The sequence below is a fragment of the Thauera sp. DNT-1 genome (assembly GCF_055393985.1).
The window spans coordinates 2,382,914-2,408,496 of record NZ_AP043752.1 but is presented as its reverse complement, the minus strand read 5'-3'; the positions used below and the strand labels follow the sequence as shown (position 1 = coordinate 2,408,496).

At 69.5% G+C, this 25,583-nt stretch carries 25 protein-coding genes; 16 read left to right on the top strand and 9 right to left on the bottom strand.

Going from position 1 to position 25,583, the window contains the following annotated elements; translation table 11 throughout:
- Positions 1-131: 131 nt before the first annotated feature.
- A complete protein-coding gene (locus tag ACZ5PP_RS11105) occupies positions 132-1,493 on the top strand; it encodes an IS1380 family transposase (protein WP_004300513.1) in 1,362 nt (453 codons plus the stop codon).
- 172 nt (positions 1,494-1,665) lie between these two features.
- Here ACZ5PP_RS11105 and ACZ5PP_RS11100 read toward each other — a convergent pair whose 3' ends face one another.
- Complete coding sequence (locus ACZ5PP_RS11100) at positions 1,666-2,016, bottom strand: pilin (RefSeq protein WP_464826021.1); 351 nt, start codon at positions 2,014-2,016, stop codon at positions 1,666-1,668.
- Positions 2,017-2,390: 374 nt separating this feature from the next.
- On the opposite strand from ACZ5PP_RS11100, the gene ACZ5PP_RS11095 reads away from it, so the two are divergent.
- A complete protein-coding gene (locus ACZ5PP_RS11095) occupies positions 2,391-2,723 on the top strand; it encodes a hypothetical protein (protein WP_464826020.1) in 333 nt (110 codons plus the stop codon).
- A gap of 180 nt (positions 2,724-2,903) precedes the next feature.
- Here the strand turns inward: ACZ5PP_RS11095 and ACZ5PP_RS11090 are convergent, their stop codons facing one another.
- Together ACZ5PP_RS11090 and ACZ5PP_RS11085 are read right to left on the bottom strand one after the other, a co-directional pair.
- Positions 2,904-3,338, bottom strand: coding sequence for a putative toxin-antitoxin system toxin component, PIN family (locus ACZ5PP_RS11090; protein WP_464826019.1), 435 nt, complete (start codon positions 3,336-3,338; stop codon positions 2,904-2,906).
- A 2-nt stretch (positions 3,339-3,340) separates the two neighbouring features.
- Positions 3,341-3,550, bottom strand: a complete 210-nt coding sequence (locus ACZ5PP_RS11085) for a hypothetical protein (protein WP_464826018.1) — start codon at positions 3,548-3,550, stop codon at positions 3,341-3,343.
- A gap of 87 nt (positions 3,551-3,637) precedes the next feature.
- Between ACZ5PP_RS11085 and ACZ5PP_RS11080 the strand changes: the two genes are divergently transcribed.
- Both ACZ5PP_RS11080 and ACZ5PP_RS11075 read left to right on the top strand, forming a co-directional pair.
- On the top strand, positions 3,638-3,862 hold the full coding sequence (locus ACZ5PP_RS11080; RefSeq protein ID WP_012586205.1) for an AbrB/MazE/SpoVT family DNA-binding domain-containing protein: 225 nt from the start codon (positions 3,638-3,640) through the stop codon (positions 3,860-3,862).
- Positions 3,859-4,287, top strand: coding sequence for a putative toxin-antitoxin system toxin component, PIN family (locus ACZ5PP_RS11075; protein ID WP_464826017.1), 429 nt, complete (start codon positions 3,859-3,861; stop codon positions 4,285-4,287). The genes ACZ5PP_RS11080 and ACZ5PP_RS11075 overlap by 4 nt, the downstream gene beginning before the upstream one ends.
- 30 nt (positions 4,288-4,317) lie before the next feature.
- On the opposite strand, the gene ACZ5PP_RS11070 is transcribed toward ACZ5PP_RS11075, so the two are convergent.
- On the bottom strand, positions 4,318-4,746 hold the full coding sequence (locus ACZ5PP_RS11070; protein ID WP_464826016.1) for a type II toxin-antitoxin system VapC family toxin: 429 nt from the start codon (positions 4,744-4,746) through the stop codon (positions 4,318-4,320).
- A complete protein-coding gene (locus ACZ5PP_RS11065; protein ID WP_012586202.1) occupies positions 4,746-4,997 on the bottom strand; it encodes a type II toxin-antitoxin system Phd/YefM family antitoxin in 252 nt (83 codons plus the stop codon). The genes ACZ5PP_RS11070 and ACZ5PP_RS11065 overlap by 1 nt, the downstream gene beginning before the upstream one ends.
- 196 nt (positions 4,998-5,193) lie before the next feature.
- Here ACZ5PP_RS11065 and ACZ5PP_RS11060 point away from each other — a divergent pair, with 196 nt between their 5' ends.
- From ACZ5PP_RS11060 to ACZ5PP_RS11050, 3 genes are read left to right on the top strand one after another with little or no spacing between them, the layout of a single operon-like run.
- Complete coding sequence (locus ACZ5PP_RS11060) at positions 5,194-5,475, top strand: type II toxin-antitoxin system Phd/YefM family antitoxin (RefSeq protein ID WP_012586201.1); 282 nt, start codon at positions 5,194-5,196, stop codon at positions 5,473-5,475.
- On the top strand, positions 5,459-5,737 hold the full coding sequence (locus ACZ5PP_RS11055; RefSeq protein ID WP_464826015.1) for a Txe/YoeB family addiction module toxin: 279 nt from the start codon (positions 5,459-5,461) through the stop codon (positions 5,735-5,737). The genes ACZ5PP_RS11060 and ACZ5PP_RS11055 overlap by 17 nt, the downstream gene beginning before the upstream one ends.
- A gap of 3 nt (positions 5,738-5,740) precedes the next feature.
- The gene (locus ACZ5PP_RS11050; protein ID WP_464826014.1) at positions 5,741-5,884 is read left to right on the top strand and encodes a type II toxin-antitoxin system YoeB family toxin; all 144 of its coding nucleotides are present in this window, start codon (positions 5,741-5,743) and stop codon (positions 5,882-5,884) included.
- Positions 5,885-5,955: 71 nt separating this feature from the next.
- On the opposite strand, the gene ACZ5PP_RS11045 is transcribed toward ACZ5PP_RS11050, so the two are convergent.
- The 4 genes from ACZ5PP_RS11045 to ACZ5PP_RS11030 form a co-directional block, all read right to left on the bottom strand.
- Complete coding sequence (locus ACZ5PP_RS11045) at positions 5,956-6,567, bottom strand: glutathione S-transferase (RefSeq protein ID WP_464826013.1); 612 nt, start codon at positions 6,565-6,567, stop codon at positions 5,956-5,958.
- A gap of 248 nt (positions 6,568-6,815) precedes the next feature.
- Positions 6,816-7,472: an alpha/beta hydrolase gene (locus ACZ5PP_RS11040; protein WP_464826012.1), complete on the bottom strand. Its 657-nt coding sequence runs from the start codon at positions 7,470-7,472 to the stop codon at positions 6,816-6,818.
- Complete coding sequence (locus ACZ5PP_RS11035) at positions 7,469-7,792, bottom strand: (2Fe-2S) ferredoxin domain-containing protein (protein ID WP_012586197.1); 324 nt, start codon at positions 7,790-7,792, stop codon at positions 7,469-7,471. The genes ACZ5PP_RS11040 and ACZ5PP_RS11035 overlap by 4 nt, the downstream gene beginning before the upstream one ends.
- A 156-nt stretch (positions 7,793-7,948) precedes the next feature.
- Positions 7,949-9,067, bottom strand: a complete 1,119-nt coding sequence (locus tag ACZ5PP_RS11030) for a VanZ family protein (protein ID WP_464826011.1) — start codon at positions 9,065-9,067, stop codon at positions 7,949-7,951.
- Between the two features lie 418 nt (positions 9,068-9,485).
- Between ACZ5PP_RS11030 and ACZ5PP_RS11025 the strand changes: the two genes are divergently transcribed.
- The 9 genes from ACZ5PP_RS11025 to ACZ5PP_RS10985 all read left to right on the top strand — a co-directional run bounded on the left by ACZ5PP_RS11025 (position 9,486) and on the right by ACZ5PP_RS10985 (position 25,549).
- The gene (locus ACZ5PP_RS11025) at positions 9,486-12,962 is read left to right on the top strand and encodes a transglutaminase family protein (protein ID WP_464826010.1); all 3,477 of its coding nucleotides are present in this window, start codon (positions 9,486-9,488) and stop codon (positions 12,960-12,962) included.
- Positions 12,963-12,968: 6 nt separating this feature from the next.
- Positions 12,969-15,575, top strand: coding sequence for a circularly permuted type 2 ATP-grasp protein (locus ACZ5PP_RS11020; protein WP_464826009.1), 2,607 nt, complete (start codon positions 12,969-12,971; stop codon positions 15,573-15,575).
- Positions 15,576-15,585: 10 nt separating this feature from the next.
- On the top strand, positions 15,586-16,548 hold the full coding sequence (locus ACZ5PP_RS11015) for a transglutaminase family protein (RefSeq protein WP_004300307.1): 963 nt from the start codon (positions 15,586-15,588) through the stop codon (positions 16,546-16,548).
- A gap of 159 nt (positions 16,549-16,707) precedes the next feature.
- On the top strand, positions 16,708-18,138 hold the full coding sequence (locus ACZ5PP_RS11010) for a circularly permuted type 2 ATP-grasp protein (protein ID WP_004300305.1): 1,431 nt from the start codon (positions 16,708-16,710) through the stop codon (positions 18,136-18,138).
- 37 nt (positions 18,139-18,175) lie between these two features.
- On the top strand, positions 18,176-19,123 hold the full coding sequence (locus ACZ5PP_RS11005) for an alpha-E domain-containing protein (protein ID WP_004300303.1): 948 nt from the start codon (positions 18,176-18,178) through the stop codon (positions 19,121-19,123).
- 64 nt (positions 19,124-19,187) lie between these two features.
- Entirely contained in the window at positions 19,188-19,967 is a 780-nt protein-coding gene (locus tag ACZ5PP_RS11000) for a proteasome-type protease (protein ID WP_464826008.1), read from the top strand.
- A 212-nt stretch (positions 19,968-20,179) separates the two neighbouring features.
- Complete coding sequence (locus ACZ5PP_RS10995) at positions 20,180-20,851, top strand: DUF3313 domain-containing protein (RefSeq protein WP_464826007.1); 672 nt, start codon at positions 20,180-20,182, stop codon at positions 20,849-20,851.
- Positions 20,852-20,928: 77 nt separating this feature from the next.
- Positions 20,929-23,187, top strand: a complete 2,259-nt coding sequence (locus tag ACZ5PP_RS10990; RefSeq protein ID WP_464826006.1) for a tetratricopeptide repeat protein — start codon at positions 20,929-20,931, stop codon at positions 23,185-23,187.
- Positions 23,177-25,549 (top strand): mechanosensitive ion channel domain-containing protein, encoded by a 2,373-nt coding sequence (locus ACZ5PP_RS10985; protein WP_464826005.1) that lies wholly within the window; start codon positions 23,177-23,179, stop codon positions 25,547-25,549. The genes ACZ5PP_RS10990 and ACZ5PP_RS10985 overlap by 11 nt, the downstream gene beginning before the upstream one ends.
- The last annotated feature ends 34 nt before the right edge of the window (positions 25,550-25,583 follow it).

Here is a 25,583-nt window from a genome sequence, read left to right as displayed (position 1 = left end):
TCGGGATCCTTCTTCAGGCTCGAGCTGCCTTGAGCCTTGGACCTGAATCCGTGTTCGTTTAGCCGGAAATCCAGCCTAACGCATTGATGTAATTGTACAATTACGCATCCGACTCATTCACCCAACCGACCATGCCGCGCTTCGAAGTCAAGCAATCCGCCAAGCTCAACCTGACCTCGTACTCGGGCCTGGCGCTGATCGGGCAGTGCTGCCAGGCGGCACAGGTTCAGGCGGTGATCGACCCGAGGCTGCCAGTGTCGCAGGGCATGCTGAGCTCGGATCTGGTCAAGTCGGTGGTCGGGCTGCTGAGCCTGGGCAAGAGCGACTTCGAGGCGATCGAGCCGTTTCGCGGCGACCGCTTCTTCAAGGAAGCGCTCGGGCTCGCCAAGGTGCCCGGCAGCGTGTGGATGCGCCAACGGCTCGATGCCCGCGCGGCCGAGCTGCGCGAGCTGACCGACGAGCTGAGCCTGCGCCTGCTCGAGCGCACCGAGGCGCCGATCACGGCGCACAAGGGCTACGTCTGCGCCGACCTGGACACCTTCGTGATGGACAACTCCGACACCAAGAAGGAAGCGGTCAGCCGCACCTACCAGGGTGTCGACGGCTACACGCCGATCGCGCTGTACCTGGGCAACGAGGGCTGGAACCTCGGCCTGGAACTGCGCGCGGGTTCGCACCACTCGGCGCTGGAGACGGAGTATTTCTTCGAGCGCGCGCTCCCGCGCCTGCGCCGGGTGTGCGCCGCCGATGCGAAGCTGCTGTGGCGCGCCGATAGCGGCTTCGATAGCGCGCGGCTGCTGTTCGCGCTGGCCGACGAGCGCGATCGCTGGGCCGAACTCGGGCGTTCGTTCGATTACCTCACCAAGTGGAACCCGCGCCGCCAGGACAAGACCGCCTGGGTGGATCGGGCCGAGGCCGCCGGTGCGTTCGAAGAAGCGCGCGTGGGCAAGCGGGTGGGGCTGCTGGACCTGAAGATCGATCGTGCCTGGAAGAAGGCCAAGCGCACGCTGCGCCTGGTGGTGCGGGTGACCGAGCGCACCATCGACAAGAAGGGCCAGCACCTGCTGGCGCCCGAGATCGAGATCGAAGGCTGGTGGACCAGCCTCGATGGGGCGATGGCCGAGGTGATCGAGCTCTACAAGCACCACGGCACGCACGAGCAGTTCCACTCCGAGATCAAGACCGACCTGGACCTCGAGCGCCTGCCCTCGGGTAAGTTCGACACCAACGACGCGGTCGTGCATCTGGCCGCATTCGCCTACAACTGCCTGCGCCTGATCGGCCAGCTCGGGCTGGCCGGCGAGCTCTCGCCGATCCGCCACCCGGCCAAGCGCCGGCGCATCAAGACGGTGCTGCAGGAGGTGATGTACCGCGCGGCGAAGTTCGTCGAACACGCCCGGCGCCTGGTGCTGGACTTCGGGCGCGGCGTGGCCGCGCATGTGAAGGTGTTCACCACGGTGCAGGCGCGACTGTGCGCGGTGGCTTCGCCGTGATGCAAATCCGGCGGCCGAATTCTCCGAATCGAGGCCATTTCGCTGCGGCGGAAGGGCGACGGCCGCGCGGGAGAAGGGAAATGACATAGCGCACCCGCCGGAAGCCCGGCTCGCCGGCGCTCCGGGCCATGAAAGGACGGCGCTCGGGGCTGCGGTGAGCTGAGATTGGGAGTCAGGCAGCAGAAGAATCATGCGCTGGGGCTCGCGGAGCGGGTATGCGCTGTAGAGAACACGGATTCAGGTTGGAGACAAAACTGATGGTATTTCCTGCATTGTAGTCAGCGATGGTCATGTTCGGGCCGGAAGCGCAGGCGCTAGCGGAAAACGCCGTTGGCGTGCGATTGTCGGCTGCATCAGAGACCGCGCTCGACATATAGGCCTTAGCCTCCGCGAGGCAGGCAGCGTTCGCCGAACGCTGCGTGTAATCGCGATACTGCGGCAGCGCCACCGCAGCCAGGATGCCGATGATCGCCACGACGATCATCAGTTCGATCAGGGTGAAGCCTTGTTGCATCTTTTTCATGTCAATTCTCCTTGATGGAAAAGCACGGAAGTCCGCTTGCCTACTTCTATGCAATCCCCGTGCCAGCTTCGAATCACCGGTTTTCCGTGACGCAGTTCCACCGCCTTGACACGATTCCGGGGCCGAACGTGACAAGCATCCCGGAACGGGTTGTCAACATGTGACAAAGGCGGCTCGCTGGCGCGCGAGGCATGTGTAGTCGGGGCCGCTGAACAGCCCTCACTTCGCCGGGCTCGAGCCAAGTTTCACGGAGCCGTCGTTTCGCTGCCAGGCAAGCGGTCGCTGCACCGCTTGGCTCCCCTGCTGGACAACGCAGACGTTTCTCGCTTGCTTTCCCCCAACCAGTACCGTCGCAAGGTGCCGGGGTATTGCTCATGCGGCCGGGCCAGCAGATTCATTTACGCGAGCTCGCCCGAGTGAGCGGTGCCGCACCGGGAACGCTCAAGAGGGCGTTGGATGCGCTCTGCGACGACGCCGGGCTGCTGCGCGCCGAGCGTGTGGGCAACCAGCTGCGGTTCTGTGCGAATACCGCGCACCCTGTCTTCCCGGAGTTGCAGGCCTGGATCAGGAAGACCCGCGGCCTTGCCGACGCCTTGCGGCTGAGTCTTGCTGCGCTCACCGGCCGGATCGACACGGCCTTCCTCTTCGGCTACACAATCTCGCCCGCATCGGGCAATCGGACAAGGTGCCGTTGTCATCGGATCTGATGGCGCGGATGCTGGCAACTGCACGGAGCAGATCAGATCCCGGGGGCCAGATCCCGGGGTCAGGTCCTTCACCTGCTCACGCGTACCCGCCATCGACGGGACGTCGCCATCGTTGCCCCTGGGGTCAGGTCTTTCATCTGCTCATGCCACCGCCCGACGTCATGCCAGCCGGTGCGCGTGCTACACCCCGCCGTGACGAGTCCAGAACGCGGCCGGCGTGAGGATGGGGTCGGTGCGGGCCAGGGCGAGCAGGTCCTTGTCCCCGGTGATCAGGTAGTCGAGGCTTCCCGTACGCATGCCCGCCAGCAGGGTGCCGAGCACGGGCTGGTCGTTGTCGTCGCGCACGGCGTCGTCCGAGACCGCTTCCGGTTCGACGAGCTCGGCCTGGATCGACAGGATATCGACGAGGTCGTCGATTTCGCGGCTGGACAGGCCGTGGCGGGCGGACAGCCGTGGCAGCACGCGCCGCAGTTCGTCGAGGATGAAGGTCGATAACACCACGTCGATCGAGCCGTGCCGCCACGCGGCCACGATCCGGCCAGGCAGGCTCCCCGGGTAGGCCAGGCCGGACAACAGGACCTTGGTGTCGAGGACGACGCGCAGGGCGGACGGCACGCTCAGCCTGCCGTCGGGTGCGCGTGCGCGCGCCGCGCGGCGGCAACCGCGGCCTCGATTTCGGCGATGCCTGCTTCTTCAGGGACGCCGTCGTATCCTGCCTCGATCCGCTGGCAAAGCGCGTCGAAACGCGCCTGCATGCGACGAATGCGCTCGAACAGGCGCGCATCGACGAGCGCGGCGACAGGCTTGCCTTGAGGCGAAATCGGCATCTGTCCCCTGTGTGCATTTCCTTGCGGGCGCTTCGCAACAAGCAGCTAAAATCAGATTCCTTACTTCATTACTTTTCGAGGCCGATCATGCTGGCCAAACGTACGAGCAAGAACCAGGTCACCTTGCCCAAGGCCATCGTCCAGCGCGTGGGCGAAACCGACTACTACGACGTCACGGTCCAGGACGGCAAGATCGTGCTGACGCCGGTTCGGCTGCAGCAGGGGGATGCCGTGCGGGCAAAGCTCGAGGCGCTCGGCATCACGCAGGATGACGTCGAGGATGCGATTGCCTGGGCGAGAAAGCACGCATGACGCTGCCGCGCGTGGTGCTCGACACCCACTGCCTGGTGTCGGCGCTGATCTTTTCTCGCGGCCGGTCTGCATGGCTGCGTGAGGCCTGGCAGGGCGGGCGCTGTGTCCCCCTGGCCAGTCATGACACGGTCAGCGAGCTCTTGCGGGTGCTGAATTACCCGAAGTTCAAGCTCGGGCGTGATGAGCAGGAGGCGCTGCTGGCGGAGTTCCTGCCGTATGTCGAGACCGTCCGGATCGAGGCCCCGCCCGATGGGCTGCCGGGCATTCGGGATCCCGACGACCTCATCTTTCTGGTGCTCGCGGTCGTCGCCGAGGCCGATGTCCTTGTCAGTGGCGATGGCGACCTGCATGCGGTCAAAGCGGAATTCAAGGTTCCGATCCTGACGGTGGCGGAGTTTTCGGAGTGGTTGCAGGGGCGGGGTTAGGGTGAGCCTGGGCTCAAATCGTGCAGTTGCTCACGCCACCCGCTGCACCGCCACCCCGACCTCGGACGCCGCCCGTGCCAGGGCTGCGTCCGCAGTGCACAGCCTCGCATTCAGCCGCGCACATACGGCCAGATGTAGCGCATCGCCGGCACGGAGTCCGCTGCGGTAGTCGGCAATCCAGTTCCTTGCGCGCTCGAAATCCGTGCCGTCGATCGGTTCGACGGCGAGTCGCGCATCGGCCAGGCGGTCGAAGCGGGCGAGTCCCTGCTGGTGGAGCGCCGCAGAAACGTCGCCCCTGCGCGCCATGATTCCGGCTGCGCTGGCGAACTCAGTGCGCGTCCATGGGCTGATCAGGATCGTCTCGTTGCCCGCCTCCTCGAGCCACGCGAGCGCCGCTTCGGTGCTGGCGTCGCGAAAGAACAGGGGTAGCAGGATGCAGGTGTCCGCGTACAGCGCCATCAGTAGCGCGCCCCATCGCGGGCTTCGCGCACGACCTCGGCTGCCGTGCGGGCTTGCGGAGCTTGAGCGAGCACGAAGTCGCGCAGCTCGGCGGTGAGGGCTGCGGCGTCGGCGGCGGGTCGCGTGCGTTCGGGCACGATGCGGGCAACGGGCTGACCGCGGCGGGTGATCACGATCTCTTCGCCGGCGATGACCTGATCGACGACGGCGGACAGGTGTGACTTGGTTTCGGCAAGGGTGAGCGTACGCATGATGGCGCCTTGGTGACTATCTGACCAAATGAGTGTACTCGCGTCGGATGAGGGTGTCACGCTCGGGGGCGCGCGCAACTGCGGGAAGGTCCTGGGGTCTTTCATTTGCTCACGCGTCGTCCAGCCCTGTGGCGGCCGATGCGCAGCGCACGGCTGCGGGTTGTACGGTTTATCTGTACAGATAAAGGAGGCCGCGATGACCATCGAAACCACTTACAGTCAAGCCCGTGAGCAGTTCAAGACCTTGATGGACCGTGCCGTCGATGACCGCGAAGTGGTTGTGGTCCGCCGCCGCTCTGGGGGGGCGGTCGCAATGATTGCTGCCGATGAATTGCAGAGCCTGATGGAAACGGCCCATCTGCTGCGCTCGCCCAGGAATGCCGAGCGTCTGCTGGCGGCCTTGGCGCGCGCCCGATCCGGCGAGGTGGTCCCGACTGCCGTCGATGCCCTCGAGGAGCACTATGGTCTCGAAGCCTGATGCCAGACATGTCGCGGTCTTCCAGCCCGAGTTCCTGGAAGACCTGAGCGACTGGGTGGAGACGGAGCGTCGCACGGCCAAACGGCTGCTGGAACTGGTCAAGGCGGTGCCGCGCGATCCCTTCAAGGGTATCGGCAGCCCGGAGCCATTGAAGTATCTGGGCTCGGATGTCTGGTCACGTCGCATCACGCAGGAGCACCGCTGCGTGTACTTGGTGAAGGCTGATCGGATCGAGTTTCTGCAGGGGCGCTATCACTATTGATTTTTGGGGGCTGGGGCCAGGTCTTTCCCCCTCAAGGAAAACCTCTCAGGCTTCGGGTCGCGCCGCATCGATGATACCCACCGGCTGGCCTGCTGCGTCGATGGCCAGGCGCTGGTGGTGAGCGCCTGCCGCTATCACGACCAGTGAAGACCTGGGCTCGGGTCTTACATTTGCTCATCCCCACGTCGATCCGGCGCCCCCGCTGACCCCCAGCCCGCCTAGCCTGCCGGCGGCTGGGTGTCGCGCAGGCTGCTGCGGGCGAACATGCGCTCGGCGAAGGGCACCAGGCCGGGGTGGCGGCTGCGCCAGTCGACATCGGGGAAGCGCAGGTCGAGGTAGCCGAGCGCGACCGCGACCGCGATGTCGCCGAGCTGCATCGGGCCGCCGTTGAAGGCGTGGCGGCCGTCGAGGCGGCGTTCGAGCTCGGCGAGGCCGCGGTCGATCTTGTCCTTCTGGCGGGCGATCTCGCGTTCGCTGCGCTCGCCGTCGGGGCGGCGCGATTCGAGCAGGGCGGCGACCGCCGCGTCGGTGACGCCGTCGGCGAGCGCCTCGGTCTGGCGTACGCGCACCGCGTCGAGCCCGGCGGGCGGCAGCAGCGTGGGCGGGGCGCCGAGGGTCTCGAGGTAGCCGGCGATGACCGGCGAGTCGAAGAAGGTCTCGCCTTCGTCGGTGATCAGCACCGGCACCTTGCCGAGCGGGTTGAGCTCGGGGATCCGCGTGTTGGCCTCCCAGGGCGAGTCGACCACGAGCTCGAAGGGCAGCGCCTTTTCGGCGAGGATGACGCGGATCTTGCGCGCGTAGGGGCTGGTCAGCGAGGCGAGCAGTTTCATGATGGCGGGTCTCCGGTGATGGCCGACCCAGCGTACGCCGCAGGCGGGCGGGGGGAAATCAGGGAAACCGGAAGGATCGCGGCCCGCGTCGCGAGAAGGCCGGCGGGGTGCGGAGGCGGGCGCGGCACGGATTCGGGCGCGGCGCGGAGTCCGGTGCTGGAATCGCGACTTGCGTCGCTCCTACGGCAATCTTGTAAGCGCCTGGGTTTCGTAGGAGCGACGCAAGTCGCGATTGCCGGCGGCAGTGTTCAGGCGTGCGCGACGTTGCGCGCGATGAGCTCGCGGATCAGGTGCAGCTTGCCGTGGAAGAAGTGGTCGGCGCCGGGGATCACGATGATCGGCTGTTCCTGCGGCCGCGCCCAGTCGAGCACGTTGGCGAGCGCGACGGTGTCGTCGTTCTCGCCGTGGATGACCAGCGCGGGGATGTTCGTCGGCAGCGCCGGGGTGTCGTAGCTGCGGCCGCTGCCGGTGGTCTCGCCCGCGGCCATGCCCACGAGCACGAGCTGGCGCGGCGGCGCGATGCCCTCGGCCAGGCGCTTGGCGACGCGCACCTGTACGTAGCCGCCGAAGGAGAAGCCGCCGAGCGCCAGCGGCAGCGCGCCCCAGCGCGACTCCGCCCAGCTGATCACCGAGAGCATGTCCTCGGTCTCGCCTTCGCCGTGGTCGTGCGTGCCCTCGCTCTGGCCCACGCCGCGGAAGTTGGGGCGGATCACCGCGTAGCCGAGATCGCGGAAGGCGCGCGCGAGCGTGTGCGCGACCTTGTTGGTGTTGGCGCCGCCGAAGAGCGGGTGGGGATGGCACACGAGCGCGATGCCCTTGACCGTGGCGGGGGCGTCGATCAGCGCCTCGATGTTGCCGGCGGGGCCGCGCAGCAGGACGGTTTCGGTGGGCAGCGGGCGGCTCATGCGGCGTCCTCGGGCAGGCGCAGGCGCTGGACCACGCGGCCCTGCATCAGGTGCGAGTCGATGATCTCGTCGATGTCTTCCTTGTCGACGTAGGTGTACCAGACGTTGTCGGGGTAGACGACGATCACCGGACCGTCGTCGCAGCGGCCGAGGCAGCCCGCCTTGTTGACGCGTACGCTGCCCTTGCCCTTGAGACCGAGCGCGGCGGTGCGCTCCTTGGCGTAGGTCTGCAGCTCGCTCGCCTTGTGGTCGTTGCAACAGGACTCGCCCGGCTGGCGCTGGTTGCAGCAGAAGAAGACGTGGTGTTTGAAGTAGCTCATGGTGGCTCTCTGGGTATCGGGTCGAACGCCGTGCCGGCGCCGATCCGCGGGAACGTCGCGAGATTATAGGCGGCGCTCGCCGCGTGTGCGGCTTGCGGCGGGGTTGTGGCCGCGGGACCTGGCCGCGGGGCCTGGCTGCGGCCGCCGCCCCGATGCCTAGCGGCGGGCTCGGCGGCGCGGAGCCGGCTGCGCGCTCGCAGGGGCGGCCGCGAGGTGCTCGCCCCGCCAGAGCCCGAGCGCCGACAGGTAGGCCAGCGCGGCGTAGGGCCACAGGCTGTCGACCAGCCCGGTGAGTCCGTGGAAGCTGAACACGTTGCTGAACCCGGCCAGGCGCCGGTCGAAGGGCAGGTAGGGGTTCTCCGGGATCAGGTTCACCAGCGCGGTGGCGAGCAGCAGGCTGGTGCCGGCGATCGCGTGCTGGGCCAGGCGCGGCAGCAGCAGCGCGGGCAGCAGCAGCGCGCCGCCGATCACCAGGCCGCGCTCGGCGCCCGGGGTGAGCCAGGCGAGCGGCGCCCCCGGCTCGAAGAAGATCCACGTCGCCAGCGACTTCGCGCCGATGCCGAGGGCGATCACCGCCAATACCGGCAGCGGGCTGGCCCCGCGCGTCATGCAGCGCACGAACAGTCCGATCGCGAGCAGCCCGCTTGCGGTGAGCGCGGTGTCGAAGGCGATGAAGCGCTCGGGGCGGAAGGGCAGCGGCGCAGGGATGCCGAGCAGGCTGCGCAGGTCGCCGCTGGCGAAGACGAGGTCGGTGGCGCCGAGCTGGCCGAGCAGCCACAGCCCGATCAGCACCAGTCCGGCCTCGCCGCTGCGCCCGCCGATCACGCTGCGCGCGCGCCAGCGCTGCAGCCGCCCCTGCGGCCCGAGCAGCGCACTGCCCCAGCGCGCGCCGGCGAGTGCGCCGAGCAGGCCGCCGGCCGCGTTGCCGCCGAGGTCGAGATTGCTCGCCACCCGGCTGGGCAGGTAGTTCTGCAGCGCCTCCAGGCCGAAGCTGAACAGCCCGGCGAGCAGCGCGGCGACGAGCGCCTTGCGCGTGAAGCGCCACTGCGCCGGCAGCGCCGCCGCCAGCAGCAGCCCGAGCGGCAGGTAGCCGAGGATGTTGAAGAGGAGATCTTCGAGGATGAAGTATTTCGGCCATGGCGCCCACAGCCAGTCGAACGCCGGCAAGCCGCTGTCGCGCCAGCCGGTCAGCGGATGCAGGCAGGCATAAGCGACCAGCAGCGCATAGGCGAGCGCGAACGCGGGAGCGAGGGAGGAGGGCGACCGTGCGGCCATGCGCCGCATTGTGCCAGCTGGGCCGGATCGCAGCACCCCGGGACGGGGTGTCCATGCGCTCGAGCTTTGGTGCCACGCTACAGGGTCCTCCGCAGGGGCGATGCTAGTCGCGACTCCGGCGGCGGCACTGCGACTAGCGTCCTTGCCTGCTGCACGCCTGCGATCGCGGCTTGCGCCGCTCCCACGAGAATGCGCCACGCCTCCGAGGCCTCTTCGCCGTAGCGATGCAAGTCGCGATGCCGGCGCTGGCGCGCTGGTGCCGCACCGCGCTGGTGCGCTCCGGGCGCAAATGGTGCGCGACTGCGCCTGCACGGAAGGGGCAGTGCCAGCGGAAACGGCGGAAGCCAGGCGTCGCGCGGGCTTGCACGCTTCTTGCTGACACCCGGTGTCGCCCCACTACGCTCCCTGCGAGGCCGCCGTGTCCATCCACGTCAAGCTCAACCACGTCACCCGTTACCGCTACGACCGCCCGGTCGCGCTGTCGCCGCAGGTCGTGCGCCTGCGCCCGGCGCCGCACTGCCGCACGCCCATCCATGCCTACGCGCTGAAGGTCGACCCCGCCGGCCACTTCATCAACTGGCAGCAGGACCCGCAGTCGAACTATCTCGCCCGCCTCGTCTTCCCCGACAAGGCTACCGAACTGCGCATCGAGGTCGATCTGGTGGCCGAGCTGTCGGTCATCAACCCCTTCGATTTCTTCCTCGAACCCGCGGCGGAGAAGATCCCCTTCGCCTACGAGGACGCCCTGCGCGTCGAGCTCGCGCCCTACCTGGCGAAGGCGCCGGCTGCCGCGCTGGGGCCGAAGTTCATCGACTGCCTCGAATCCATCCCGCGCGCGCCGCGGGCCAGCGTGGATTTCCTGGTCGCGCTCAACCAGCGCCTGCAGCAGGACATCCGCTACCTGGTGCGCCTGGAGCCGGGCGTGCAGACGCCGGAAGAGACGCTGACGCTGGCGAGCGGCTCGTGCCGCGACTCGGCCTGGCTGCTGGTGCAGTTGCTGCGCCACCTCGGCCTGGCGGCGCGCTTCGTGTCCGGCTACCTGATCCAGCTCGTGCCCGACGTGAAGTCGCTCGACGGCCCCTCGGGCACCGCGGTGGACTTCACCGACCTGCACGCCTGGTGCGAGGTCTATCTGCCCGGTGCCGGCTGGGTGGGCCTGGATCCGACCTCCGGCTTGTTCGCCGGCGAGGGCCACATCCCGCTCGCCTGCTCGCCCGAGCCCTCGTCGGCGGCGCCGATCACCGGCTTCACCGATGAATGCGAATGCGAGTTCGAGCATCACATGAAGGTCGAGCGCGTGTGGGAGGCGCCGCGCGTCACCAAGCCCTATACCGACGAACAATGGGCGGCGATCGAGGTGCTGGGGCAGCGCATCGACGCCGACCTGAAGGCCCGCGACGTGCGCCTCACGCAAGGCGGCGAGCCCACCTTCGTGGCACTCGACGACCGCGACGGCGCGGCCTGGAACAGCGACGCGCTCGATCCGCACAACCGTGATGCCAGCAAGCCGAGCAAGCGCACCCTGGCCGAAAACCTGATGTTCCGCCTCAAGGACCACTATGCGCCGCACGGCCTGCTGCACTTCGGCCAGGGCAAGTGGTATCCGGGCGAGCAGTTGCCGCGCTGGTCGCTCAATTGCTACTGGCGGCGCGACGGCGAGCCGATCTGGCGCAAGCCCGAGCTGTTCGCGCGCGAGCTGTCGGGCACCGCGGTGGACGAGGCCGTGGCGGCGCGCTTCCTCGCGCGCGTCGGCGAGCGCCTCGGCGTGGATACGCAGTGGATGATGGCGGCCTTCGAGGACGCCTGGTACTACCTGTGGCGCGAGCGCCGGCTGCCGGCCAACGTCGATCCGCACGATTCGCGGGTGGACGATCCGCTCGAACGCGCGCGGCTCGCCAAGGTCTTCGACCAGGGGCTGAGGCAGGTCGTCGGGCACGTGCTGCCGCTGGTGCGCGATCACGTCGGCGCCGATCGCTGGCAGAGCGGGCCGTGGTTCCTGCGTGCCGAGCGCCTGTACCTGATCCCCGGCGATTCGCCGATCGGCTACCGCCTGCCGCTCGATTCCCAGCCCTGGGCGGGCAAGGGCGACCTGCCCTCGATCCACCCCGCCGACCCCAACCAGCCCTTCCCGACGCTGCCCGCGCACGCCGAGCTGCGCCAGCAGCTGCGGCCGACGGGCACGACGCTCGGCGCCGACAGCGGCCTCGGCTTCCCCTTCGCCGCCCACGGCGGCGGGTGGACGCCGAGCCGTGTCGAACATGCCGGCTTCCATGGGGTGCAGGGCGAGGCCGCGGTGCCGCGGCCCGGTACGTCCGCGCTGGATCGCCGCGACGAGCGCACCGACCCCGCTCGCCGTCCGGCACCCTTCGAGTCCGCCGCCTGGATCACTCGCAGCGCGCTGTGCGCCGAGCCGCGCGGCGGCCTGCTCCATCTCTTCATGCCGCCGACTGCCGCGCTGGAGGACTACCTCGAGATCGTCACCGCCATCGAGGACACCGCCGCCGAATTCAAGCTGCCGGTGGTGCTCGAAGGCTACGAGCCGCCGTCCGACCCGCGCCTGGCGCACTTCCGCATCACCCCCGACCCGGGCGTCATCGAGGTCAACATCCACCCCGCGGCGAGCTGGGACGAACTCGTCGAGCGCACCGGCACCCTCTACGAGGAGGCTCGGCAGGCGCGCCTGTCGACCGAGAAGTTCATGCTCGACGGCCGTCATACCGGCACCGGCGGTGGCAACCATTTCGTGCTCGGCGGTGCCACGCCGGGCGACTCGCCCTTCCTGCGGCGGCCCGACCTGGTGCGCAGCCTGTTGAGCTACTGGCACAACCACCCCAGCCTGTCCTACCTGTTCTCGGGGCTCTTCATCGGCCCGACCTCGCAGGCGCCGCGGGTGGACGAAGCGCGCCACGACTCGGTGCACGAGCTCGAAGTCGCCTTCCAGCAGATGCCGGAGCCGGGCATCCAGGTGCCGCCGTGGCTCATCGACCGCCTGCTGCGCAACCTGCTGATCGACGCCAGCGGCAACACCCACCGCGCCGAGTTCTGCATCGACAAGCTCTACAGCCCCGACAGCGCCACCGGGCGGCTGGGCCTGCTCGAGCTGCGCGCCTTCGAGATGCCGCCGCACGCGCGCATGAGCCTGGCCCAGCAGCTGCTGCTGCGCGCGCTGATCGCGCGCTTCTGGCAGCAGCCTTATGCCCCGGGTCGGCTGCGGCGCTGGGGTACCGAGCTGCACGACCGCTTCCTGCTGCCGCACTGGGTGGCGGAGGATTTCCGCGACGTCGTCGGCGAGCTGCGCGAATTCGGCTACCCGCTCGAGTTCGACTGGTTCGCGCCGCACTTCGAGTTCCGCTTCCCCAGGTACGGCGAGTTCGCCGCGCGCGGCGTGCGGGTCGAACTGCGCATGGCGCTCGAGCCCTGGCACGTGATGGGGGAGGAGGGGGCGCCCGGTGGCACGGTGCGCTACGTCGATTCCTCGGTGGAGCGCCTGCAGGTCAAGGTGTCCGGGCTCAACGACGACCGCCACGTGCTGACCTGCAACGGCCGCGCCGTGCCGCTGCAGCCCACCGGCACGGTGGGCGAGTTCGTCGCCGGGGTGCGCTACCGTGCCTGGCAGCCGCCGTCCTGCCTGCACCCGACCATCGGCGTGCACGCGCCGCTGGTGTTCGACCTGGTCGATGGCTGGATGCAGCGCTCGATGGGCGGCTGCGTGTATCACGTGGCGCATCCGGGCGGGCGCAACCACGAGAGCTACCCGGTGAACCCCTACGAGGCCGAAGGCCGCCGCCTGGCCCGCTTCACCACCACCGGCCACACGCCGGGCCGCGTCGCACCTGCGCCCGCCACGCGCAACGCCGATTTCCCCTTCACCCTCGACCTGCGCCGCCAGGGCTGACCCGCCATGCAGGTGCAGCCGCACAGCCCGCCCGCGCTGCTCGCCCGCTACGTCGCGCGGCCCGACCGCTACGACGAGCTCTGCCAACGCATCGGCAGCGTCGTGGTGCTGCGGCCGCACTGGCGGGACTTCTTCCACGGCCTCGCCGCCATGCCCGCCGACGAGCTGTCGGCGCGGCGGGCCGCGCTCGGCCGGCAGATCCACGAGAACGGCATCACCTACAACGTGTATGCCGATCCGCGCGGCTTCGCGCGCCCGTGGGAGCTCGACCTGCTGCCCTACATGCTGCCCGCGGCGGAGTGGGCGCAGATCGAGGCCGCGGTGATCCAGCGCGCCACCCTGTTCGACCGCATCCTCGCCGACCTCTACGGCGAGCAGACCCTGCTCGAGCAGGGCCTGGTGCCGCCCGCGCTCATCTATGGCCATAGCGGCTTTCTGCGCCCGCTCGTGGGCGCGCGGCCGGCGGGCGGGCGCTTCCTGCACCTGTACGCGGTGGACCTGGCGCGCTCGCCCGACGGGCGCTGGTGGGTGGTGGCCGACCGCACCCAGGCGCCCTCGGGTGCGGGCTACGCGCTGGAGAACCGCAGCGTGGTCGCGCGCGTGCTGCCCGAGCTCTACCGCGCCGCCGGCGTCGAGCCGCTGGTGCCCTTCTTCGAGGGCTTCCGCGACGGCCTCGTCGAGCTCGCGCCGGCCGACGGCGCGGCGGCCGGGGAAGATCCCCTGATCGTGGTGCTCACGCCCGGGCCCTACAACGAGACCTACTTCGAGCACGCCTTCCTCGCCCGCGAGATGGGTTTCCCGCTCGTCGAGGGCCAGGACCTCACCGTGCGCGACGACAAGGTCTGGTTGCGCACGCTCGAGGGCCTGCGCCGGGTGCATGTGATCCTGCGCCGGGTGGACGACCTGTGGTGCGATCCGCTCGAACTGCGCGAAGACTCCGCGCTCGGCGTCGCCGGCCTGGTGGCGGCGGTGCGTGCCGGCATGGTGACGGTGGCCAACGCGCTCGGCAGCGGCATCCTCGAGACCGGGGCGTTGCTCGGCTACCTGCCGCGGCTGTGCGAGCACCTGCTCGGCAGCAAGCTGCGCATGCCCTCGGTGGCGACCTGGTGGTGCGGCGAGCCGGCGGCCTGCGAATACGCGCTGAAGCACCTGCGCGAGCTGGTGATCAAGCCGGCCTACCCCACCCTGGGTGCGCGGCCGGTGTTCTGCGGCGACCTGCCGGGGGCAGAGCTCGACGCGCTGGCGGCACGGATCGCGCTGCGGCCCTTCGACTTCGTCGCGCAGGAGATGGTCAACCTCTCGCAGGCCCCGGTGCTGGCGGACGAGGCGGGCGGCGCCGGGAACAAGGCGCCCGCGCGCGACGCGCGCGCGCTGGTCGCGCGCAACATCGGGCTGCGCGTGTTCGCGGCGGCGGGGGCGGAGGGGTTTCGCGTGCTGCCGGGCGGGCTCGTCCGGGTGGCCTCGGAGGCCGACATGCGCATCGTGTCGATGCAGCACGGCGGCGGCAGCAAGGACGCCTGGGTGCTCGGCTCGCCGGCACGGCCGCGTCCTGTGCCGCGCATCGTGCCCGGCCAGCTCGCGCCCTTTGCCGGGGGCGCGCGCGTGCTCGGCCTGTCGAGCCGGGTGGCGGAGAACTTCTTCTGGCTCGGACGCTACAGCGAGCGCGCCGACGCTGCCGCCCGCCTCGGCCGCGAGACGCTGGCGCGCCTGGGCGAGGCCGGCGAGGCCTCGTGGCTGGGCGAGGATGGCAAGGTGACCGCGGTCCTGCAGGCGCTGTGCCGGCAGCGCGGCCTGCTCGCCACCGTGGCGGGGGAGGCCGACGCGGCACCGACACCCCCCGCGCCGCTCGCTCAGGCGCTCTTCGATCCCGCCCAGCCCGGCAGCGTGGTGGCCAACCTGCGCCAGGTGCTGCGCGTCGCAGCCCTGGTGCGCGACCGCCTGTCGCCGGACAGCTGGCGCATCTACAACCGCCTGTCGGAGTTTGCCGCGGCGCCGGCTCAGGCCCCGCGCCTCGGCGAGGCGCTGCAGCGCCTGGACGAGTCGCTGCTGTCGCTGGTGACGCTGTCGGGTTTCGTCATCGAGAGCATGCCGCGCGACGCCGGCTGGCGCTTCCTGTCGATCGGGCGGCGCATCGAGCGCCTGCAGTTTCTCGCCGCCGCGCTGTCGGCGCTGCTGCTCGAGCCCTCGCAAGGCGGGCTCAAGGTGCTGCTCGCGATCACCGACGCCGAGCTGCGCTACCGCAGCCGCCACGCGCGCGGCCTGGCCCCGCAGCCGGTGGCCGAGCTGGTCATGCTCGACGGCGACAACCCGCGCGCGCTGCGCTACCAGCTCGATTCGCTCGCCGAGCACGTCGCCCTGCTGCCCGACGGCGCCGCGCTCGCCGCGCCGCTGCGCGAACGCCTGGCCGCGCTCGACGCGCTCGCGCTGTGCGACTGTTTCGTGCACGAGCTGGCCGGCGCGCGTAGCCGCGCGGCCGCACAGGCGCGCCACTGCGAGCCCCTGCGGCAGGTGCTGGACGACATCTGGCGCGGCGGCAACGAGCTCGCCGATGCGCTGGCGCGGCGCTACTTCACCCACCTCGACGCCCGCAGCCGGGCGACCGTGTCGCTGTAGGGCGGCGGCGATGGCGCTCTACGAGATCCTCCACGACACCACCTACCGCTACGACAGTGCGGTGGCGCTGTCGCAGCAGGTGGCTCACCTGCGCCCGCGCGAATGCGCCGGCCAGCGCACCCTCGCGCACCACCTGGAGATCGCGCCGGCGCCGGCCCGGCGTAGCGAGCGCAGCGACTTCTTCGGCAACCCGGTGACCGCGTTCGCGCTGCACGCGCCGCACACGGAACTCGTCGTGCGCGCACGCAGCCGCATCCGCGTCGACCCGCCGGCCTGGCCCGAGCCGGCGGCGAGTCCGCCCTGGGAGACCGCGCGCGACCACCTGCGCGACGGCCTCTCCGGCCACGCGCCGCTGCGCGCCGACGCGCGCGACGCCGGGCAGTACCGCTTCGCTTCGCCCTTCGTGGCGCTGGGCGACGAGGCGGCGCAGTACGCCGACTATGCGCTGGCGAGCTTCACCCCGGGGCGGCCGGTGCTCGACGCCTTGCTCGCGCTGTCGGCGCGCATCCACGCCGATTTTCGCTTCGATCCCGCGGCGACCAGCGTCGCCACCCCGGTGGCGGAGGTCTTCGCGGCGCGCCGTGGGGTGTGCCAGGACTTCTCCCACCTGATGATCGCCTGTCTGCGCGCGCTCGGCCTGGCTGCGCGCTACGTCTCCGGCTACCTGCTCACCGAGCCGCCGCCGGGCCAGCCGCGCCTGATCGGCGCCGACGCCTCGCACGCCTGGGTGGCGCTGTGGTGCCCGGGCGCGGGCTGGATCGACATCGATCCGACCAACGACCTGCAGCCTGGCAGCGGTCACATCACGCTGGCCTGGGGGCGGGACTACGGCGACGTGTGTCCGCTGCGCGGCGTCATTCTCGGCGGGGGCGGGCACGGCGTCGAGGTCGCGGTGACGGTGATGCCGGTGGAGGAGGGCCCGCCCCCACGGCGGGGCGGGCGCCCGGCGCGTGCCGCCGACGCACCAGATTGATGCGTCGGCGGCCACCATGGTGCGCACCAGCGCGGTGCCCGCGGACGTCGACGTGCCCGACCCCGTTGTCGGCGCGGCTTTGCGCGTTTCATGGGCTTGGCACGCTTTCTGCTGTAGGCCCTGCGAGGGAGTCGATAAACCATCCGCGCAGAGCACGCCATGAACGCCGCCAAGCCTTTCGATGAGATGCACGCCGCCGACGGCACGATCCGGACGCACTACCAGCCCTACAGCGAGTGGCTCGGGCACACCCCGCGCGAGCTGATCGCGCGCAAGCGCAAGGAGGCCGACCTGGCCTTCCACCGCGTCGGCATCACCTTCAACGTCTATGGCGCCGACGGCGGCAAGGAGCGCCTGATCCCCTTCGACCTGCTGCCGCGCATCATCCCCGGCGACGAGTGGCGCACGCTGGAGGCCGGCCTGCGCCAGCGCGTGCGCGCGCTCAACGCCTTCCTCGCCGACATCTACCACGGCCAGGAGATCCTGCGCGCCGGACGCATCCCCGCCGACCAGGTGCTGGACAACGCCCAGTTCCGCCCCGAGATGAAGGGTGTGCACGTGCCCGGCGGGCTGTACGCGATGATCGCCGGCATCGACCTGGTGCGTGCCGCGGGTGCCGACGGCAAGGGCGACTACTACGTGCTGGAGGACAACCTGCGCGTGCCCTCGGGGGTGAGCTACCTGCTGGAGAACCGCAAGATGATGATGCGGCTCTTCCCCGACCTGTTCTCGCGCTACGACGTGCAGCCGGTCGAGCACTACCCCGACCTGCTGCTCGAGACCCTGCGCGCGGTGGCGCCGGCCGGCGTACTCGACCCCACCGCGGTGCTGCTCACCCCGGGCGCCTTCAACAGCGCCTACTTCGAGCACAGCTTCCTCGCCCAGCAGATGGGCATCGAGCTCGTCGAGGGCCAGGACCTCTTCGTCGAGGACGACACCGTGTTCATGCGCACCACCCAGGGGCCGCGGCGGGTGGATGTGATCTACCGCCGCCTCGACGACGACTTCCTCGACCCCGAGGTCTTCCGCGCCGACTCGATGCTCGGTGTGCCGGGCCTGATGTCGGCCTACCGCGCCGGCCGGGTGACGCTGGCCAACGCGGTCGGCACGGGGGTGGCGGACGACAAGTCGATCTACCCCTACGTGCCCGAGATGGTGCGCTTCTACCTCGGCGAGGAGCCGATCCTCAACAACGTCCCGACCTGGATGCTGCGCGAACCCGACGACCTCGCCTACACGCTCGCCCACCTGCCCGAGCTGGTGGTCAAGGAGGTCCATGGCGCCGGCGGCTACGGCATGCTGGTGGGGCCGGCGGCCACCAAGGCCGAGATCGAGGAGTTCCGCCAGCGCATCCTCGCCGCGCCGGAGAAGTACATCGCCCAGCCGACCTTGTCCTTGTCCACCTGCCCGACCTTCGTCGACGCCGGCATCGCGCCGCGCCACATCGACCTGCGTCCCTTCGTGCTCTCGGGCGGACGCGAGATCCGCATGGTGCCGGGCGGCCTCACCCGCGTCGCGCTCAAGGCTGGCTCGCTGGTGGTCAACTCCTCGCAGGGCGGGGGCACCAAGGACACCTGGGTGGTGGGCTGAGCCGCCTGCCGCCGCGCAATTGCCAAGGAGAACCCCCATGCTGAGCCGAACCGCAGACCACCTGTACTGGATGGCGCGCTACACCGAGCGCGCCGAGAACACCGTGCGCATGCTCGACGTGTCCTACCGCATGTCGCTGCTGCCCGGGGCCAACGGCGGCGACACCGAGAGCTGGTCCGCCATCCTCGACATCAGCGAACTGTCGGAGGCCTTCGCCCGCACCGGCAGGCCGCTCTCCGCCTGCGACGTGATCGAGTTCGTCGTGCTCGACCGCGACAACCCCTCGAGCGTGTGGAACTGCCTGCGCGCCGCGCGCGAGAATGCGCACGCGGTGCGCGGCACGCTGACCGCCGAGATGTGGGAGACCACCAACGCGACCTGGCTCGAGATCCGCGAGATGACGCCGCAGAAGCTGCGCGCCACCGACCTCGGCGAGTTCTTCGAGTGGGTGAAGTTCCGCTCCCACCTGCTGCGCGGGGTGACCTTCGGCACCATGCTGCACGACGAGGCCTTCAAGTTCGTGCGCCTGGGCACCTTCCTCGAGCGCGCCGACAACACCGCGCGCCTGCTCGACGTGAAGTACCACAGCCTGCTGCCCAAGGCCGAGGGACTCACCAGCTCGACCGACTTCTACCAGTGGGGGGCGCTGCTGCGCTCGGTGTCGGCCTTCGAGACCTACCGCCACGTGTATCGCGACGTGATCACACCCTACAAGGTGGCCGAGCTGCTGATCCTCAACGCCGACATGCCGCGCTCCCTGCACGCCTGCCTGGACGAGATCAACGGCATCCTCGGCGAGATCGCCAGCATCCACTCGGCCGAGGCCGCACGCCAGGCCGGCGAGCTGCACGCGACGCTGCACTACGGGCGCATGGACGACATCTTCGATGCCGGCCTGCATCCCTGGCTGGAGCGCTTCCTGGTGCGCATCAACCGCCTCGGCGACAGCATCGGCGAGAACTTTCTGGTTCCGGTCGCGGCATGACCGGTACGCGGCGTCTTCCGGCCCGGACCCGGGGCCGGGCCAATGAACCGACGGGATCGAACCCATGACCTACTGCGTCGCCATGTGCCTCGACGAGGGGCTGGTCTGCCTGTCCGACTCGCGCACCAACGCGGGCGTGGACCACATCAACACCTTCCGCAAGATGACCGTGTTCGAGCGTGCCGGCGACCGCGTGCTGGTGCTGATGAGCGCCGGCAACCTCGCCATCACCCAGGCGGTGATCAGCCTGCTGCGCGAGCACGCCGCGGTGCAGGACCGCGACAGCCTGTGGAACGCGCCGACCCTGTTCGAGTGCGCCCGCCTGGTCGGCGAGACCATCCGCGGCGTGCATCGCCAGGACGCCGAGGCGCTCAAGCAGTTCGGCGTGGAGTTCAACGCCAGCTTCATCCTCGCCGGGCAGATCGGCGACGAGTCGCCGCGCCTGTTCAACATCTACTCGGCCGGCAACTTCATCGAGGCCTCGATCGACACGCCGTACTTCCAGATCGGCGAGTCGAAATACGGCAAGCCGATCATCGACCGCATCGTCACCAGCAAGACCTCGCTCGACGAGGCCGCCAAGTGCGCGCTGATCTCGATGGACTCGACCATCCGCTCCAACCTGTCGGTGGGCTTGCCGCTCGACCTGCTGATCTACCGCCGCGACGAACTGCGCGTCGCCCGCCACGTCAGCGTGGATTGGGACAACCCTTATTTCGACATGATCCACAAGGAGTGGGGCGCCAGCCTGCGCCAGGTCTTCAACGCGCTGCCCGACCCCGACTGGTCGCGCTGGCCGGGGGAGGATCAGGCGCCGCCGCGGATCGGGGTGGTGTCGTCCTGATCGAAGCAGGCCTGCCAACGGCGCAGCCCTTCTGCCCTGGAATCTCAAGGCGGATGCATGAGGGGGTTTCACCACGTCGAGGGTGATCGGCCCGAGGGGGCGCGCGAGGCGATCTTCAGCCTGGCTGTAAGACCAAAGCCCGATAGTCGGCGAACGGTCGGCAGCTTACGATCAGGACACCTCCCCCTTCATGTGCCTTCAGGAGCAATGCGATGCGTTTCCCTGCATATTTGATGGGCATGGCCCTGGCGGCCAGTGTCCTTGCCAATCAGGCGCTGGCCGACGACAAGAAAGATCTGGGCGCCCCGTCCGGTTTCCTCAAGGACACCACCTACGCCAGTATGGAGGAGGTCCGTTCGCCGTCGGGCGAACGCGCCAGGCGCTGGGTCGCCCCGGGGATCTCGTTCGCTCAGTACGACGCCGTGATGGTGGACAAGACGGTCTTCCATCCGGCGCCGCAGCCGACGGAACAGCTGGGCATGGCCACGCTGAACCAGATCGCTGCCGCCCTCGACGAGGCCTTTCGCCGCGAATTGCAGACGGTGGTGCGCGTAGTCGACAAGCCTGGGCCCAATGTCCTGCGAATGCGTCCGGCGGTCACCGCAGCAGCGGCCAAGGACGAGGGTCTGAAGCCTTACCAGCTGCTGCCCGTCGCCTTCGTGCTGACCATGGGCCAGACCACCAAACGGGCTGTTCTGGCTCTCGAATACGAGGTGACCGACACCGCGACCGGCCAGCTCGTTGCCGCTGGCATGCGTGAAGGTGAAGGCGCCAAGCTGAAGACCGTCAAGGACACGCTGACCCTCGAGCAGATGCAACCGGCCATCGACGCCTGGGCCAAGGATGCCGCCGCCTTCATGCAGGCCGCCAAGGCTGCCAACTAGAGGGGGCGACGTGGGCGACCCGGTCGCTGCCGGCATGGCATGCGACCGGGTGGTGACGACGCAGGAGCGGACTTGACATGAGGCAACTCGCCGTCTTCATTCTTGCCCTGCTGTTGGCCCCCTGGTCGGTGGCTGGCTCCGGGTATGTCGGCAGTACCCGCTGCGTCGCCTGCCATCAGGCGGAGGCCGAGGCCTGGCGCGGCTCGCATCACGAGCTGGCGATGGCCGTGGCGGCAACCGACAAGGTCCTGGGCGACTTCAACGACACCACCTTCACCGCGCATGGCGTGACCTCGCGCTTCTATCGCAAGGACGGCAGCTATTTCGTGCGCACCGATGGCCCGGATGGCAAGTTGCAGGACTTCCGGATCAAATACACCTTCGGCTGGACGCCGTTGCAGCAGTACCTGATCGAGTTGCCCAATGGCCATGTCCAGGCGCTGGGCATCGCCTGGGACAGCCGGCCGGCGGCCGTCGGCGGCCAGCGCTGGTTCCATCTTTACCCCAATGAGCCGATGGATCACCGCCATCCGCAGCACTGGACGGCGCGCAGCCAGACCTGGAACCATCAATGTGCCGAGTGTCACTCCACCAATCTGCAGAAGAACTACGACTTGGCGGCCGATCGTTACCGGACGACCTGGAGCGAGATCAACGTCGCCTGCGAGGCCTGCCACGGTGCCGGCGGCAAGCACGCCGACTGGGCCGCGCTGCCGGCGGCAAGGCGTCCGGCGGGCGACAAGGGACTGACGGTTGCGCTGGCTGCCGCGGCCACCACCACCTGGGCCTTCGACCCGGTCAGCGGCAAGCCGCGGCCAAGCACGCCGGCCAGCGCTGCAGCGCAGGTCGAGGCCTGTGCCCGCTGCCATTCGCGGCGCGGGCCGATCTGGTCCGATGACGGCGGTGGCCGCCCGCTGGGCAACAGCCATCGCCTGGCCCTGCTCGAGGAGCAGCTGTACTTTGCCGACGGCCAGATCAAGGACGAGGTCTTCGAGTACGCCTCCTACACGCAGAGCCGGATGCATGCGGCCGGCGTCGCCTGCACCAACTGCCACGAGCCGCACAGCCTGAAGCTGCGGGCCGAGGGCAATGCCCTGTGCGCCAGCTGCCATCCGGCGACACGCTACGACACCCCGGCGCACCACCATCACCCGGCGGGCAGCCCGGGGGCCAGTTGCACCAGCTGCCATATGCCGCAGCGGGCGTACATGGTCCATGACTGGCGCGCCGACCACAGCATCCGTGTGCCGCGTCCCGATCTCTCCGTCAGGCTGGGCACGCCGAACGCCTGTGCCGGATGCCATGCGCAGCAGGGCCACGAATGGGCGGCCCGTGCCCTTTCCCGGTGGTATCCCGAGAGCCGGATGCGCGGGCCGCATTTTGCCGAAGCCTTCCATGCGGCCGCCACCGGTGCGGCCGACGGGGGTGCCCGCTTGCTGGCGGTGGCGAGCGATCCGCAGCAGCCGGCGATTGTCCGCGGCAGCGCCGCCAGCCGCCTGGCCGGCCTGGGGGCGGTGCCGCCGACGCCCGAGCTGCAGGCCTTGCTGGCGGATCGGCAGCCGCTGGTGCGCGCCGCCTCGTTGCGCTTCCTCGAGGTGGCGGATGCGCGCACCCGCTTCGAGCAGGGCTGGAGCAGCCTGCGCGACAGCGAGCGGACGGTACGCCTCGAGGCTGTCCGGGTGCTTGCCCCGCTGCTGCGCGAGCGACTGCCGGCGGCCCAGCGGGAGGAACTGCTGCGCGGTGTGGCCGAGTACGAAGCTTCGCTTCAGGTCAACGCCGATCTGCCGGAGAGTCATGTCAGCCAGGGCCTGCTCGCCCTGTCGATGGGCAACGGCGAGCGGGCGGAGCAGGCCTACCGGACGGCACTGCGGCTGGATGCTCGTTTCGTCCCGGCCTACGTCAACCTGGCCGACCTTTACCGCCTGCAGCAGCGCGAAGGCGAGGGCGAACACCTGCTGCGCGAGGGCATCGACAGGATCACCTTCGATGCCGACCTGCGCCATACCCTCGGCCTCAATCTGATCCGCCAGCAACGCCGCGGTGAAGCCCTGCAGTGGCTGCGCGAGGCTGCCGAAGCGGAAAGCGCCAATGCCCACTACAGCTATGTCTATGCCCTGGCCCTGCAGGGCAGTGGCGACGGGGTAGGCGCCCTGCGCATCCTGCGTCAGGCGCAATCGCAGCATCCGGGCAATCGCGATGTCCTTTTCGCCCTGGCGACGATCAGTCGCGACCAGAAGGACATGGTCAGGGCGCGCGCCTATGCCGAGGAATTGCTCGAGCGCTTCCCGGGGGACCGGCAAGCCAGAGCCCTGCAGGAGGCGTTGCGTGAACGCTGAGGGCGTCACGCGGGGCGGGCCATGCGCGGAGGGTGCGCCGGCGCGCTGGCGCAGGTGGTGGCGCGCAGCGCTGCTGGTCGCCTTGCTGGCTGCCGGCAGCGGGCCGGCAACGGCGCAGACGCCGCTGAAGGACTTGAGCGGCCGGCTCGCCGCCGGCAAGGACGGCGAACCGGCGCTCAACGCGCCCTCTGTGGCAACGTTGAGACAGTCGCTGGCGGATGTTCAGCGCGAACTGGCCGCGGTGGATGGTCCGGATCGCCTGGCGGCCGGCGCCCCGGCCGATGTTCCGCTGGCCGACCTGCAGCAACGGATCCGCCTGCTGCGCCTGACAGCCTTCGCCTATCGTCAGCATCTCAATGCCCTGGGCAGCCTGGCCGAGCAGCAGAAGACCGCCGACGAGGCGACCGCCAGGCGACAAGCCTGGCCTGGGCCGGAAGGCCAGCCGCCGTATTCGGTTCTGCTGGCCGATGGCCTGCGCGCCGAATTGCAGGCGAGCCAGCTCAAGCTGCGCAGCGAGGAGGGGCGCCTGCGCATCCTCACGCTCCAGCTCGACAATACCCGCGACAACCTGGTCAAGGCCGGGGAGCGCCGGCGCCTGGCGCAGGAAGCGCTCGAATCGGCGTCGCCCGAGGAGGCTTCGGTCGCCGCCTGGAAACGGGACCTGGCCGTTCTCGAGGAGCGCGCGGCAGGTGCTTATGCGGCCGCCCTGGCGGCGCAGCGGCAGGTCATCGAGGCCGGTATCGCGGCCCACCGCCAGGAGGTCGAGTTCCGCCAGCGCAACATCGCCGAGGTGGAGCGCGCCCTGCGCTTCGATGACGGCGATCTCGAGCGCCTGCAGGCGGATATCGACGAACGCCGCTCGCAGACCATTCGGGCCATGGAGCACGCCAGCAACGAGCGCGAGCGCCTGGCCGGCGAACTGGCCCGTGCCGATGCGCGCAACAGCGCGGCCGGCCCCGGCGAGCTGCGGCAGCGTGAATGGGCGTACCAGCTGGCGGTCGAGCGTCAGCGCAATGCGCTGGATGCCCTCGATGCACTGAATGTCGCCCTGGTCACCCTGGACATGCGCCGTACCTTCTGGGAACTGCGTCATGCCGTATTCGCCGCCGGCGGGATGGGCAAGGCCGAGCAGCGGAGGGGTTTCGCGGAGAGCCGCCGCCTGCTGAGGGTGATCGATCCGTCCATCGAGCACTTGCGCAACAAGATCGAGCTTGTCGTCGGCCAGATCGCCAAGCAGCGGAACCTGCAGCGGCTGGCCGCCGATCCTGGCGAAGCGGCCTTCCGCCAGGGCCTGGCCGAAGTGCTCGGCGAGCGCGAGCGGCTCCACCTGAGCACCCTGAGCGAGGTCGACGAGACGCGCAACCTGCTGCTGCGCTGGGTGGCCGACGAGGAGGTGCGCAGTGGCGAACAGGCGCCGCGCAAGCAGGCGGGCGACTGGCTGGCACGAGCCGGCGAAGGGCTCGAGGCGCTGTGGAACTTCGAGCTGGTGGCGGTCGAGGACAGCGTGGTCGTCGATGGCAAGAAGATCCTGGGCACCCGTGGCATCACCGTGTCCAAGGTGGTCGAGGCGATCCTGATCGTCGTGGTCGGCTATCTGCTGGTGGCTGTCCTCAGCCACTTTGGCATGCGCCTGGCCATCCGTCGCGGCGTCGAGGAGACCAGTGCGCGCATCGCCCGCAAGTGGCTTCTCGCCGTCACCCTGGTCGTGCTGATGCTGTTGGCGCTGGATGCAGTGAAGATACCGCTGACCGCCTTCGCCTTCCTTGGCGGAGCCATCGCCATCGGCGCCGGCTTCGGCATGCAGACCCTGCTGAAAAATCTGATCAGCGGCGTCATGCTGCTGCTCGAGCGGCCGTTCAAGCCGCGCGACATCGTGGAGGTGGGCGGCATCCGCGGCGAGGTCACCGACATCAATGTCCGCTCCTGCACCATCCGCGACCTCAACGGCATCGAGACCCTGGTGCCCAACAGCACTTTCCTCGAGCAGAACGTCACCAACTGGACGCTGTCCAGCCGGAAGGTGGGGCATGTGCTGAATGTCGGCGTCGCCTACGGCTCGCCGGTTCGCCAGGTCTCCGACCTGCTGCTGGAGGCGGCCCGACGGCACAAGCTGGTGCTTGCCGAGCCGGCGCCGGAGGTCTTGTTTGCCGATTTTGGCGACAATGCGCTGAGGTTCTCGCTGAATGTCTGGCTGGAAGTCGGGCCGGGGCGGCGTGGCGGCAACCTGGTGCTCAGCGACCTGCGCTTCATGATCGAAGCCAGTTTTGCCGAGCACGGCATCGAGATTCCGCTCCCGCAGCGCCAGGTGCGTCTGGAATCGGCGGTGCCGCTCGCCGTCAGGGTGATGGCCGGCGAGGCGTGATTCTCGGGTCTGTGGGCGGGACATGCCGGAGCGA